This window comes from Pseudoclavibacter sp. AY1F1 (assembly GCF_002931075.1).
Classification (GTDB): Bacteria; Actinomycetota; Actinomycetes; order Actinomycetales; family Microbacteriaceae; genus Pseudoclavibacter.
On the sequence record NZ_PSTQ01000003.1, the window covers coordinates 195,891 to 208,193 of the forward strand.

The window sequence follows — 12,303 nt, forward strand, 5'->3', positions numbered from 1 at the left end:
CACGGAGGCGGGGCGAGCATCCGGCGGATCAGTCTTCCGGGGCGAGGAGTGCCGAGTGGCGGTTGATGGTGCGCTTCTCGAAGTAGTCCTTCGAGCCGGGCATCGCGGCCCAGATGAACATGAGGATGAAGCCGATGACAAACGAGCCGATGCCGATCACGAACGCGCTGCCGAGACCGAAGAACGTCGTGTAGCCGTACTCGGGGTTCGCCATGTCGATCGCCGACTGGATGAACGCCCACACCATGAAGATGCCGCCGAGCAGCGGGAACAGGAACCTGTAGAAGAAGTTCCGCGCCGAGGAGAAGAGGCTCGTCCGGAAGTACCAGATGCAGGCGAAGCTCGCGATGCCGTAGAAGAACGCGATGGCGAGGCCGATGGAGAGGATCGAGTCCTGCAGCACGCTGTTGGACACGAAGCTCATGCCGACGTAGTAGACGATGGCGACGATGCCCATGAGGAGTGTCGAGAATGTCGGGGTCTTCGACTTCTCGCTGACGACGGCGAAGCGCGCAGGCAGGGCCTTGTAGACGCCCATCGCGAAAGTGCCGCGGGCAGTGGGAAGGATCGTCGTCTGCGAGGACGAGAGTGACGAGACGGCGACGGCGAGCACGAGGAACCAGCCCCATGGGCCCATCGCCAGGTCGGTGAGCACGGAGAAGACGTCGTCGGCGTTCTCCTCGTTGGCGAGTCCGGTGCCGGAGTCGCCGAGGCCGGCGTACATCATGACGACGATCGTGATGCCGACGTACGTGACGAGGAGCAGCACCGTGGAGAGCACGGCCGCGCGGCCCGGGGTCTTCTTCGGGTCCTTGGTCTCCTCGGTCAGGGCGAGGCAGGTGTCCCAGCCCCAGTAGATGAAGAGGGCGAGGATGATGGCCTGCACCATGCCGTGCCCGTCGGCGAGCAGCGGGTTGAACCAGTCGATGCTGACGGGAGTCGGGTCAGGGGCCGTGCCGTTGGCGTAGCCGACGAGGCAGCCGACGACGAACGCGGCCATGGCGGCGTACTGGATGATGAGCAGCACGACCTGCATCTTCTCGCCGAGCTCGATGCCGCGCATCGAGATCCACGTCATGACGGCGATGATGACGGCGCCGAAGAGGGTGACCACGACGCGGTTCTCGGCGAGCGAGCCGTCGCCGATGAGCAGCAGGATGTAGACGGAGGCGATCTCGGCGAGGTTCGCCATGACCAGGATTCCGGCGACCGCGAGGGCCCAGCCGGACATCCACCCGGTGCGAGGGCCGAAGGCCTTGGCCGCCCACGTGAAGACGGTGCCGCAGTCGTTGAGTTCGTTGTTGAGCTCGCGGTACGCGAAGGCGGTGAACATCATCGGGATGAACGCGAGGATGAACGCGATCGGTGCCTGCTCGCCGACGGCGATGACCACGAAGCCGAGGGTCGCGGCGAGCGAGAAGAGGGGGGCGGTCGAGGCGAGGCCGATGACGGTCGATCCCCAGATCCCGAGTCGCGCGGGGGCGAGCCCCTTGCCGATCGGTGTCTGGGTGGCGAGGGCCTCGGTAATGGGGCCGGGTTGTGCGTTGGTCATCGTTGTCTCCCGCATCAAAGGGCCTGCCGCGTTCGCGGAGTGAGCATGAACTTACCATTTGGTCGGTGACTCGCCGAGTGTTTTCCGGCATCCCGCCGTAACGGTTGTGTTTCCGGACTCGAGCGGATGCGCGGAGACGGGCCCCGCGACGACAAGACAGCCAGCTACGCGCGGAGCTGCTCGATCGCGCTCATGATCTCGGCGGTCGACTCCGCATTGATGAACTTCTCGCTGCCAGCCGACACGCTCAGGAGGGCGTTGTGGTTCATGCCGTCACCGACGAACAGCACGAGGCGGGCGACGGCGGCATTGCCGATAGCCCGCACGAGCGCGTCGTACCAGCCTTCGCGGCACTGACGGAGCACGTCGAGCGCGTCCCTGTCGCCGGTTTGCGCGAGACGGTAGACGGCTTCGACGAGGCGCTCGAGGAGACTGTCGCGATCCTGCGAGGAGACGATGTAGTACGAGACGGCGTTGTCGAGGTCGGCGAGCATGTTGTCGGCATCGACACGCGCCTGCGCCTGGAGTTCGGTGAGGAGCGCCTCGCCGAGCGCCTGCTTCGACGCGAAGTGGTGCAGGACGCCGGCCTTCGAGAGCTTGCAGGTCGTGCCCACGGCTTCGAGGGTCGTCCCGCGCACGCCGGAGTCGACGAGCAGGTTCATGTACGCGGTGAGAATCTTCTCCCGCTGACCGGAGACGGTGAGCATTCCGCAATGGTACCGATGAAGTGACCCGGGTGAGTGCGAGTAGCGTGAGGTCATGACTGACGTTGACGTGCTCATCATCGGCGGCGGAGCGATGGGGCTGTCAACCGCGTGGCAGCTCGCACGGCGCGGCAGGCGAGTGCGGCTCCTCGAGCAGTTCCAGCCCGGCCACCACATGGGGGCATCCCACGGGGCCACCCGCAACTTCAACACCTCGTACACGCAGCCCGATCTTGTGGCGATGCTCCACGAGTCGCGTTCCCTCTGGAACGAGCTCGAGCTCGACTCCGGCAGGCAGATCCTCGACCTCGTCGGACTCGTGAACCACGGGACGGGCGCCGCGAGCCCCGACGTGCACGCCGCAATCTCCGCAGGCGGCGAGTCCGCCGAGCTGCTCTCGACGAAGGATGCGGGCGAACGGTGGCCCGGCATCCGCTTCGACACCGAGGTGCTGCACCTGCCGAGGGCCGGGCGGGTGCGGGCGGCGGATGCGCTCACGAGCATGGCCGAGCTGGCCGCGGCGAGCGGGGCCGAGCTGAGCTGGGGCAGACGTGCCGTGAGCGTTTCGGAGCACGACGACCGTGTTGTTGTCGAGGCGCACTCCTGGGGTGAAGCGCCTGAGCACCGTGGCCACGCCCGCGAGACGATCACGGCGAAGGTTGTCGTCTCGGCGGTCAACGCGTGGACCCGGACGCTGCTCGGAAGCGCCGTCGGGCTGCCGCGCATGCGTGTCACCCAAGAAGCTCCGGTGCACTTCCGCGAGTTCAACGGCTACGTCGACTGGCCCAGCTTCAACCACCTGCCCGCGCTCGGCCGCCCCGGTTACGAGGGCTGGCTGTCCCCTGTCTACGGGATGCTCACGCCCGGTGAGGGCATCAAGGCCGGCTGGCACGGGGTCGGTCCTGTCGTCGATCCGGATGCGCGCGACTTCCTGCCCGTGCGCGCGCAGCTCGACGCGATCATCCAGTACGCGCGCGACTGGCTGCCGGGTGTCGACGCCGAAAGTGCGGAGCCCATCAGCTGCACCTACACGACCACCGATGACGCCAGGTTCGTGATCGACAGGGTGGGCCGAATCGTCGTGCTCGCCGGGTTCGCCGGGGAGGGGTTCAAGTTCGTGCCCTCGATCGGCCGTCTTGGTGCCGACCTTGCCGAGAACGGCCCCGGCGTCGCGCCAGAGCTCTTCTCAATCAGTCGCCCGAGGTCGATCGCCGGCGAGCCCCTGCGGTAGCGCCTGCGCGACTCGGGCGTCCGCCGCCGGCCTGCGCGCATCCGCCACCGCCCGCCCTGGAAAGTGGCAGGTTGAGAGCGGAGCGGAGAGCGGAGAGCGGAGAGCGGAGAGGGGGGAGAGAGCGGAGAGCGGAGAGGGCTCGCGCGGGGCGCCTACGCGGTCAGGGTGCGCAGCGTCTCCGCGAGCGGGGTCGTCGGGCGGCCCGACACGCGGGAGAGGTCACCGGTCGTGAGTGAGAGGGCTCCGTCGCGGATGTTCGCGTCGAGGCCCGTGATGAAGCCGATCGTGCCTTCGTCGAGGCCGTTCGAGGTGAGCGCTGCCGCGTGCTCTTGCGTGGTCAGGGCGCGGTACTCGACGTCGCGTCCGATGGCCTCGGCGAGGGCTGCGGCGAACTCGTCGAAGTCCCAGGCTTTGTCGCCGGAGAACTCGTAGACCTTGCCTTCGTGGCCGTCTTCGAGGGCGATCGCCGCGAGGCCCGCTGCGTAGTCGGAGCGGGAGGCGCTCGCGACGCGTCCCTTGCCTGCGCTGTTCGCGATGACGCCCGTCGTCTCGCCCTGGGCGATGTCGGCGACGTAGTTCTCCGTGTACCAGCCGTTGCGCGCGATGGTGGCGGGCAGGCCGGACTCGCGGATGAGGGACTCGGTCGCGACGTGTTCGGGGGCCAGGATGAGCGCATCCGGGTCGCCGCCGAGCACACTCGTGTAGACGATGCGGGCTGCACCGGCATCCTTGGCGGCGTTGATGACGGTCTCGTGCTGGGCGACGCGCGTTCCGACTTCGCTGCCGGAGATGAGGACAACGGTGTCGCCTGCGTTGATCGCCGCTGCCGCCGTCTCCGGCCGTGAGTAGTCGATGGTGGCGGTGCGCACGCCCTTCGCTGCGAGCAGCTCGAGGCGTTCGGCGTTTCGGCCGCCGGCCACGATCTCGGTAGGAGCGGCGCCGCGCTCGATGAGGCTGTCGATGACGAGGGTTCCGAGCTGTCCGGTTGCTCCGGTGATGACGATTGCCATGCTGTGCTGTCCTTCCGAGAGTGGATGCTTGCAGCTACAACAACCCGGGGTCTGCTCGGGCTATTCCTGCTAAGCGTGCCGGACGAAACATGCCGTATCACCCGGGCCCCAGTCTGTGCATCCACTGGTCATCTGCTCCGAATCCTGGTGCGCCAGGTGGGCGCCCAATAGCCTCGAAATACTGCGTAACAGAGACGTTCGCAGGGGTGGGCGCGCGAGCGCACCACACGCACTACCCGCTCAACTCAAAGGAGAGATCATGGCGAGTAACAGAGCCGTCGCGTACAAGGGGCCGAACGAGGTCGAGGTCATCGACATCCCGTACCCCGAGTTCGAGCTGAAGGATGGGCCGGGCGTGAACCCGGCGAACGTGGGGCGGCAGGTGCGGCACGGCGCGATTCTGCGCACGGTGACGACGAACATCTGCGGTTCCGACCAGCACATGGTGCGAGGCCGCACCACGGCCCCGGTCGACCTCGTGCTCGGTCACGAGATCACGGGTGAGGTCATCGAGGTCGGGCCAGATGTCGAGTTCATTAAAGTCGGTGACATCGTGTCGGTGCCGTTCAACATCGCCTGCGGCCGCTGCCGTAACTGCAAGGCGGGCAAGACGGGCATCTGCCTGAACGTCAACCCGGACCGTCCCGGCAGTGCCTACGGGTACGTCGACATGGGCGGATGGGTCGGCGGGCAGGCCGAGTACGTGCTTGTGCCCTACGCCGACTGGAACCTCCTCAAGTTCCCGGACCGCGACCAGGCGCTCGAGAAGATCCTCGACCTGACGATGCTCTCTGACATCTTCCCGACGGGGTTCCACGGGGCTTACACGGCGGGCGTCGGCCCGGGGTCGACGGTCTACATCGCCGGCGCGGGCCCTGTTGGCCTTGCTGCGGCCGTGAGCGCACAACTTCTCGGTGCCGCGTGCGTCATCGTCGGAGATCTCAACGAGGAGCGCCTCGCGCAGGCCAGGTCGTTCGGGTGCGAGACGGTCGACGTCTCGAAGGGTGACCCGGGAGAGCAGATCGAGCAGATCCTCGGCGTGCCAGAGGTCGAGTGCGGTGTGGATGCTGTGGGCTTCGAGGCCCGCGGGCACGGCTCGGACGCGGGGCACGAGGCGCCGGCCACCGTGCTCAACTCGCTCATGACGGTGACGGAAGCCGGTGGAGCGCTCGGCATTCCGGGGCTGTACGTGACGGGCGACCCGGGTGGAGTCGACGACGCCGCCAAGGTCGGCTCGCTGTCGATCCGCCTCGGCCTCGGCTGGGCGAAGTCGCTCTCGTTCACGACCGGCCAGTGCCCCGTCATGAAGTACAACCGCCAGCTCATGCAGGCGATCCTCTTCGACAAGGTGAAGATCGCCGACGCCGTGCAGGCGACGGCCATCACCCTCGACGAGGCGCCGAAGGGCTACGCCGACTTCGACGCGGGAGCGCCGAAGAAGTACGTGCTCAACCCGAACGGCTACGTGAAGTAGCTTTTCGCGCGCCCCTCCGGGGCTCGGTCGGGAGGCGATAAACCGCGACAGAGCGTGGACGGAGTCGAGCCTCGCAGTGCAGGGATGGACTGCACTGCGAGGCTCGACATTGATGTGACGCGTTTTGTCGTTCGTCGGGTCCGGCGTCGCTCGATGGGCGCAATGTCGGACGTCGGGTGCAGACTGTCCTCGTATTCGAGTGCGGCATCGGCGCCGGCGCTCGTTGGCACTAGGGGAGTAGACATGGTTGAAACAGCTGGGCAGGATGACTTCGGCGGCGCGCGAGTCGACCGCGAGGTGGTGACCTCCGCCGACGGGACGCGCATCGCCTACGGGATCCGCGGTGCGGGACCGGTGGTGGTCATCGTCAACGGAGCGTTCTCGACGGCGCGCGACGTCACGGAGTTCGCGATGGCCTTGGTCAGGGTCGGTTTCGCGGCTGTGGCGTACGACCGACGCGCTCGCGGAGATAGTGGTGACACGAAGCCGTCGGCGCCGGAGCGCGAGGCGGAAGATCTGGCGGCCGTCATCGGCGCGGTCGGGGGTGGGGTGAGTGTCGTCGGGCACTCGTCCGGTGCGGTGCTGGCGCTCTTCGCGGCATCGATTGGTGTCCCGATAGGTCACCTGTTCCTGTCGGAGCCTCCTTTCCGCTTCGGCCAGCACGAGCCAGCCGCAGACCTCGCCGAGCGGCTGCAGCAGCTCGTCGACGAGGGTGACGAGGCGACGGCGGTCTCGACCTTCCAACTTGAGGGCGTTGGGCTCGACCCGGCCCTTGTCGAGCAGATCCGGCAGAGCCCGATCTTCCCCGGCCTCCTCCCGCTCGCCCAGTCGACTGTCTACGACGCGCAGCTTGTGCGACAGGTGTCGACGCCGACGGAGGCGATGATCGGCGTCCGGGCGCCCGTGACGATCGTCGTCGGCGGCGACACGTTCCCGTTTCTCGCAAGCGCAGCGAAACGCCTTGCCGAGACCATCCCGGGGTCTGAGCTCGTCGAGGTCGCTGAGTCGGTCGGCCACCGCGTGCATCCGGAGGCCACGGCCAAGGTGCTGGCGGAGCGGCTTCTGTGAGCGCGGCGGGCGAGCCTGAGGGTGGCCGCGATCACGCAGGCGGGAAGTTCGAGCGCGTGATTCTCGAACTTTTGGACAAGCGTGCCGAGGGGGCAACAATCTGCCCGTCCGAGGCGGCGCGTGCCGTCGGCGGCGACGAGTGGCGAGGTGAGATGGATGCCGCGAGGGCGGCCGCGCTGCGACTCGTCGAAGTTGGCGAGGTCGACATCACGCAGGGCGGTGAGGTCGTTGACGGCGCGGAGGCCAAAGGCCCAATCCGCATCCGTCGACGTTGACGTTGACGTTGGCGCTGACGTTGGCGTGGCTGGGCCGAGAGGGCGGCCGTTGAGGGCTCCCCGCCCGGTAGCCGCCCCGTCTCAGAACCGGGCCTCTCGGGTCAGGGCGGTTCGCCCTGGCATCAGCCCCGGCCCTGGCATCAATCCCAGTGGGTGACCGTGCGGTAGACGATCATCATCTCGCCTGCCGGGTCGGCCGAGATGAAGAGCGTCGGGAACGCCCAGGAATGGGCCTCGAGCGGCTCCACGTCAACGCGAGTGCACGCGTACGTGTCGTCGATCGCGGCGAAGGTGTCGCTCAGCGTCCGCGGCGGTGAAGAACGTCTCGGCGGCACTCGTGGCACCGTCGATCGAGCCGTCGGGGTCGAAAACGTCGGTGTCGGAGGAGTCATCAGAGACGCCTACGAGTCGAGCTTCTCCAGGCGCACGACGATCGACTTCGAGGTTGGTGTGTTGCTCACGTCTGCCGTGGAATCCAACGGTACGAGCACGTTCGTCTCGGGGTAGTACGCGGCGACGCAGCCTCGCGGCGTCGAGTAGTAGACGATGCGGTGGCGCTCGCTCCGGCGCTCCTCGAGCGATCCGTCGCGGCCGGGCCATTCCGAGACGATGTCGACGTGGTCGCCGTCCGCGAGGCCTCGGTCGCGCGCATCCGCTTCGTTGACGAACACGACCCGCCTGGCGCTCTTCACACCTCGGTACCGGTCGTCTTTGCCGTAGATGGTCGTGTTGAACTGGTCGTGCGAGCGCAGCGTCTGCAACAGGAGGCGCCCCTCCGGCACCTTCGGGTACTCAAGCTCGTTTGCCGTGAACTTCGCCGTGCCGCCGATGTTCGAGAAGTCGCGGCCGTCGCGCGGACCGTTCGGCAGGATGAACCCGCCCGGCTCGTCGATCTTCGCCTCGAAGTCCTCGAACCCGGGGATGACGCGGGAGATGGATGCGCGCACGTTCGCGTAGTCGGCGCGCAGCTCTGCCCAGTTCACCTGCGGGACGTTCGGTCGTGAGCGGGTGAGGACCCGCTCGGCGAGCCTCGTGACGATCGCGACCTCGCTCATCAGCTCATCGCTCGCGGGCTCAAGTCGGCCGCGCGAGGCGTGGACCGCGCTCATCGAGTCCTCGACGGTCACGCGCTGCGTGCCGCCTGCCTGCCGGTCGCGCTCGGTGCGTCCGAGGGTGGGAAGGATGAGAGCGCGGCGGCCCGTCGCCACGTGTGAGCGGTTGAGCTTCGTCGATACCTGCACGGTGAGGGCAAGCGACTCCATGGCCGCCTCGGTCACTGCCGTGTCGGGGGTCGCGCGGGAGAAGTTGCCGCCCATGGCCATGAAGACGCGGGCCTTGCCGTCGCGCATGGCGCGGATCGCCTCGACGGTGTCGTAGCCGTGCTTGCGGGGAGAAGCGAAGGAAAACTCGGCGTCGAGCTTGTCGTGGAACGACTCCGGCATGCGTTCGAAGATGCCCATAGTGCGGTCGCCCTGCACGTTGGAGTGTCCGCGCACAGGGCAGACGCCCGCGCCCGGCTTGCCAACGTTGCCCTGGAGGAGCAGCAGGTTGACGCAGTCGCGGAGGGTCGGCACCGAGTGCTTGTGCTGCGTAAGGCCCATGGCCCAGCAGACGATCGTCGACTTCGACGCGAGCAGCATGTCGCCGGCCTCGCGGATCTCCGCCTCGGTGAGGCCCGTCGCCGTCTCGATCTCCGGCCAATCGAGCTGCCGGAGCGACTCGAGGTACGCATCCACGCCCGTTGTCTTGGCGGCGATGAATTCGGCGTCAAACACTGTGCCGGGGTTCGCGTCCTCGGCGTCGAGCAGGATGCGCCCGAGCGCCTGGAAGAGTGCCTGGTCGCCGCCGAGCTTGATCTGCAGGAACAGGTCGTTCAGCGCGGTGCCGCCGAGCACCATGCCCCGCACGGTCTGCGGGTTCTCGTAGCGCATGAGCGCCGCCTCTGGCAGCGGGTTCACGGCGATGATCTTGCCGCCGTTGATCTTCGCCTTCTCGAGCGCCGTGAGCATGCGGGGGTGGTTGGTGCCGGGGTTCTGTCCGGCGATGATGATGAGGTCGGCCTCGTGGATGTCCTCGAGGCTCACCGATCCCTTGCCGATGCCGAGGGTCTCGCCGAGGGCCGAGCCGCTCGACTCGTGGCACATGTTCGAGCAGTCGGGAAGGTTGTTGGTGCCGAGTCCGCGCACGAACAGCTGATAGACGAACGCGGCCTCGTTGGAGGTGCGGCCCGAGGTGTAAAAGATCGCCTCGTCGGGGCTCGACATCTGCGCGAACTCGTCGGCGATGATCTCGAACGCCTCGTCCCAGCTGACGGCGCGGTAGTGGGTGCCGCCCTCGTCGAGGAGCATGGGGTGTGTGAGGCGGCCCTGCTGGCCAAGCGAGTAGTCGTCCCACGTGCGCAGCTCATCGACGGAATGCTCGGCGAAGAAGCTCGGCGGGATGCGCCGCTTCGTGGCCTCCTCGGCGACGGCTTTCGCTCCGTTCTCGCAGAACTCGGCGGGGCTGCGGTGCTTGCCCTCCGGCCAGGCGCATCCGGGGCAGTCGAAGCCGTCCTTCTGGTTGATGCGCAGCAGGGTGCGGGCCGTGCGGGTCGGGCCCATCTGCTCGGTGGTCACCTTGAGCGAGTTGAGGACTGCGGGGATGCCGACGGCTGTGATCTTCGGCTCGGAGAACATCGCGGCGGTCTCATCGATGTTCTGTACGATGCGCGTCACGCCGTCGACCGGCTTCGCGTGCTTCTCTGGATGCTTCGGTTCGGGCATCGTTGCTCCTCCCGGGGAATCCGTTCAGTCTACGCGTGAGGTGTGCGCTGGATGCTGATCCGCGTTGACAGTTAGATCTCTAACTGTCATAGTTCTAACTATGTCGGAATCAGCACCAGCCCCTCGCACGCCCCTCGAGTTCGTTCGGTGGATCAGCTGGGCCCAGATGAAGGCCGGGGAAGACTGGACCCGCGAGCGCGAGCTCACCCGGCCGCAGAGCTTCGTGCTCGGCTACCTCGTGCAGAGCCCAGGGGCCAGCCAGTCGGAACTCGCGCGCATGAGTCGCACGACGCCCGCCAGCGTCTCGAGCCTGCTCCGCGGCCTCGAAGGGCGAGGTCTCATCGAGCGCCGTACCGAAGGCGGCGACGAGCGCACCAAGCGCGTCTACGCCACGCCAGCCGGAGCCGAGCTCATCGCGGGCTTTGAGGACGCCATGATCGCCGCAGACGAGACGATCCTCGCGCCGCTCGACGCTGAGGAGCGGGCAGGGCTCCAGGCGCTGCTCGCCAAGATCACGGCGCAGCTTCCGCAGCCAGTGCGCGACTCACCCCGCGACTAGTCCCGACGCGGCGAGGCCGCGCATCCACCTCACTTCACGTGCCGGCGTTGGTCGGCGCGCGCTCCGTCCTGCCCAGAAAGAAGTCAACGCATGAGCACATCACCCCAAACCGAAACCAAGGCCGAGCTGTCCTCAGGTCCTGGATCTCCAGCGGATGCGGCACGCACGAACCGCTGGTACCTCTCGTCGGCGCCGATCGTCAGTGCGCTCCTGCACCTCTGCATGCCGATGGCGGCGGCCATGATCGTCGGGGCGATCTACAACCTCATCAATGCCGGGTTCATCGGCTCGCTCGGCAACACGGCGCTCCTCGCCGCGGTCACCCTGGGCTCGCCGATCCTCGTCCTCGTCATGGGCGTCGGCAATGTCTTCGGAGTTGGTGGAGGCGCGCTCGTCTCGCGCCTCCTCGGCGGGGCGGAGCGCGACCCGTCGCAGGCGGCGACCATCAAGCGGGTCGCTTCCTACTCGCTCTGGGGCTCGGTGGTCGTGGGGGCTGTTGTCGGCGTCATCGGGCTCGTGTTCCTGTCGCCGCTCGTCTCGCTGCTGGGCGCGGATACGTCTGTCGCCGCACCGACGAGCGCGTTCGTCGGCGTGCTGCTCGGCTTTGTGCCTGTGCTTGCGGCGGCGGTCTGCCTCGAGCAGCTTGTCCGGGCGGAGGGGGCGGCGAAGCAGGTCATGGTCGCGCTCATCCTTTCCGCCGTCGCGAACCTGGCCCTCGACGCCCTGTTCATCCTGGTGCTCAACTGGGGAGTGGCGGGGGCCGCACTGGCCACCGGCCTCGCGAACCTCGTCGTCGTCACGTACTTCGTGGTCTGGCTGACGCGCAACAGTGAGCACGTGAGCCTCTCGCCCCGCTGGTTCACGCTCGCGAGCTCCGTGCAGAAGCCGGTCCTCGGCGTCGGCGTGGGCACGCTGCTGCAGTCGGCTTTCCTCATCGTCACGGCGCTTGTGCTCAACAACCTCGCCGCCGCCTGCGGTGAAGGGCCACTCGCTGCGATGGGCGTCGCCGTCCGCATCGCGCAGGTGCCGGAGTTCCTCCTCATGGGGGTCACGCTCGGCGTGCTGCCGCTGCTGGCCTACTCGTACGGCAAGGGCGACGGCGCACGCTTCGGATCCGCCCTGCGAGCATCCGCGATCACGGTCGGTGCCGTCGCCCTGCTCGCAGCCACTCTGGTGCTGTGCTTCCGCGACCAGGTGTTCACGCTCTTCGTCGCCGACGAGTCGGTGCTCGCGATCGGCGTCGTGGTGCTCGCGGCGCAACTCATCGCGATGATCGCGAACGGCTTCACGGGCCTCATCACGTCGCTGTTCCAGGCGACGGGCCGTGCTCTTCCCGCGACCATCATGTCGGCCGCTCAGGGGGTGCTGTTCATCCCGGTCGTGATCGCAGGAAGCATCTGGTTCGGCTTGGCCGGGATCATCTGGGCGCTCACGGTCACCGAGGTTGCGGTGCTCACTGTCGGAGTCGTCCTGTGCGTCGCGCTGGCCCCCGCGCTCAAGCGCGGCCTCGCGGAAGGCAGCGCCGAGCGGGCGGAGGAAGCGCTCGAGATCGCGGCGGCCTGAACGGAGACTGCATGTGCCGCCGCCGGTCCGGCGACACGAACGCCCTGCCGCAGAGATGTGCGGCAGGGCGTTCGTGTTGCGTTCATACGTGCACTGCCTTCACGC

At 67.6% G+C, this 12,303-nt stretch carries 11 protein-coding genes; 6 read left to right on the forward strand and 5 right to left on the reverse strand.

What is annotated here, in order from left to right; all coding sequences use genetic code 11:
- Positions 1-28: 28 nt before the first annotated feature.
- Positions 29-1,552 (reverse strand): APC family permease, encoded by a 1,524-nt coding sequence (locus C5B85_RS07140; protein WP_104285321.1) that lies wholly within the window; start codon positions 1,550-1,552, stop codon positions 29-31.
- A 164-nt stretch (positions 1,553-1,716) separates the two neighbouring features.
- Positions 1,717-2,259, reverse strand: a complete 543-nt coding sequence (locus C5B85_RS07145; protein WP_181064322.1) for a TetR/AcrR family transcriptional regulator — start codon at positions 2,257-2,259, stop codon at positions 1,717-1,719.
- A gap of 52 nt (positions 2,260-2,311) precedes the next feature.
- Between C5B85_RS07145 and C5B85_RS07150 the strand changes: the two genes are divergently transcribed.
- On the forward strand, positions 2,312-3,487 hold the full coding sequence (locus tag C5B85_RS07150) for an FAD-dependent oxidoreductase (protein ID WP_104285323.1): 1,176 nt from the start codon (positions 2,312-2,314) through the stop codon (positions 3,485-3,487).
- A 152-nt stretch (positions 3,488-3,639) separates the two neighbouring features.
- Here C5B85_RS07150 and C5B85_RS07155 read toward each other — a convergent pair whose 3' ends face one another.
- Positions 3,640-4,497, reverse strand: a complete 858-nt coding sequence (locus C5B85_RS07155) for an SDR family oxidoreductase (protein WP_104285324.1) — start codon at positions 4,495-4,497, stop codon at positions 3,640-3,642.
- Between the two features lie 259 nt (positions 4,498-4,756).
- Between C5B85_RS07155 and fdhA the strand changes: the two genes are divergently transcribed.
- The 3 genes from fdhA (at position 4,757) to C5B85_RS07170 (ending at position 7,314) form a co-directional block, all read left to right on the forward strand.
- Positions 4,757-5,971, forward strand: a complete 1,215-nt coding sequence (gene fdhA / locus C5B85_RS07160) for a formaldehyde dehydrogenase, glutathione-independent (protein ID WP_104285325.1) — start codon at positions 4,757-4,759, stop codon at positions 5,969-5,971.
- A 243-nt stretch (positions 5,972-6,214) separates the two neighbouring features.
- Positions 6,215-7,039, forward strand: a complete 825-nt coding sequence (locus C5B85_RS07165; RefSeq protein ID WP_104285326.1) for an alpha/beta fold hydrolase — start codon at positions 6,215-6,217, stop codon at positions 7,037-7,039.
- Positions 7,036-7,314 (forward strand): DUF3253 domain-containing protein, encoded by a 279-nt coding sequence (locus C5B85_RS07170; protein WP_104285327.1) that lies wholly within the window; start codon positions 7,036-7,038, stop codon positions 7,312-7,314. The genes C5B85_RS07165 and C5B85_RS07170 overlap by 4 nt, the downstream gene beginning before the upstream one ends.
- A gap of 140 nt (positions 7,315-7,454) precedes the next feature.
- On the opposite strand, the gene C5B85_RS07175 is transcribed toward C5B85_RS07170, so the two are convergent.
- Positions 7,455-7,706: a hypothetical protein gene (locus C5B85_RS07175; RefSeq protein ID WP_104285328.1), complete on the reverse strand. Its 252-nt coding sequence runs from the start codon at positions 7,704-7,706 to the stop codon at positions 7,455-7,457.
- A gap of 9 nt (positions 7,707-7,715) precedes the next feature.
- Complete coding sequence (locus C5B85_RS07180; RefSeq protein ID WP_104285547.1) at positions 7,716-9,989, reverse strand: FdhF/YdeP family oxidoreductase; 2,274 nt, start codon at positions 9,987-9,989, stop codon at positions 7,716-7,718.
- A gap of 187 nt (positions 9,990-10,176) precedes the next feature.
- On the opposite strand from C5B85_RS07180, the gene C5B85_RS07185 reads away from it, so the two are divergent.
- Both C5B85_RS07185 and C5B85_RS07190 read left to right on the forward strand, forming a co-directional pair.
- Positions 10,177-10,635: a MarR family winged helix-turn-helix transcriptional regulator gene (locus C5B85_RS07185; RefSeq protein WP_104285329.1), complete on the forward strand. Its 459-nt coding sequence runs from the start codon at positions 10,177-10,179 to the stop codon at positions 10,633-10,635.
- 90 nt (positions 10,636-10,725) lie between these two features.
- Complete coding sequence (locus C5B85_RS07190; protein ID WP_104285330.1) at positions 10,726-12,198, forward strand: MATE family efflux transporter; 1,473 nt, start codon at positions 10,726-10,728, stop codon at positions 12,196-12,198.
- Positions 12,199-12,303 lie beyond the last annotated feature (105 nt).

Bases quoted from the DNA above. Each gene is read 5' to 3' on its own strand.
- C5B85_RS07175 (WP_104285328.1), bottom strand. From the start codon at position 7,706: ATGACTCCTCCGACACCGACGTTTTCGACCCCGACGGCTCGATCGACG.
- C5B85_RS07180 (WP_104285547.1), bottom strand. From the start codon at position 9,989: ATGTTCTCCGAGCCGAAGATCACAGCCGTCGGCATCCCCGCAGTCCTC.
- C5B85_RS07150 (WP_104285323.1), top strand. From the start codon at position 2,312: ATGACTGACGTTGACGTGCTCATCATCGGCGGCGGAGCGATGGGGCTG.
- C5B85_RS07190 (WP_104285330.1), top strand. From the start codon at position 10,726: ATGAGCACATCACCCCAAACCGAAACCAAGGCCGAGCTGTCCTCAGGT.
- C5B85_RS07145 (WP_181064322.1), bottom strand. From the start codon at position 2,259: ATGCTCACCGTCTCCGGTCAGCGGGAGAAGATTCTCACCGCGTACATG.
- C5B85_RS07140 (WP_104285321.1), bottom strand. From the start codon at position 1,552: ATGACCAACGCACAACCCGGCCCCATTACCGAGGCCCTCGCCACCCAG.
- C5B85_RS07155 (WP_104285324.1), bottom strand. From the start codon at position 4,497: ATGGCAATCGTCATCACCGGAGCAACCGGACAGCTCGGAACCCTCGTC.
- C5B85_RS07185 (WP_104285329.1), top strand. From the start codon at position 10,177: ATGTCGGAATCAGCACCAGCCCCTCGCACGCCCCTCGAGTTCGTTCGG.
- C5B85_RS07165 (WP_104285326.1), top strand. From the start codon at position 6,215: ATGGTTGAAACAGCTGGGCAGGATGACTTCGGCGGCGCGCGAGTCGAC.
- fdhA (WP_104285325.1), top strand. From the start codon at position 4,757: ATGGCGAGTAACAGAGCCGTCGCGTACAAGGGGCCGAACGAGGTCGAG.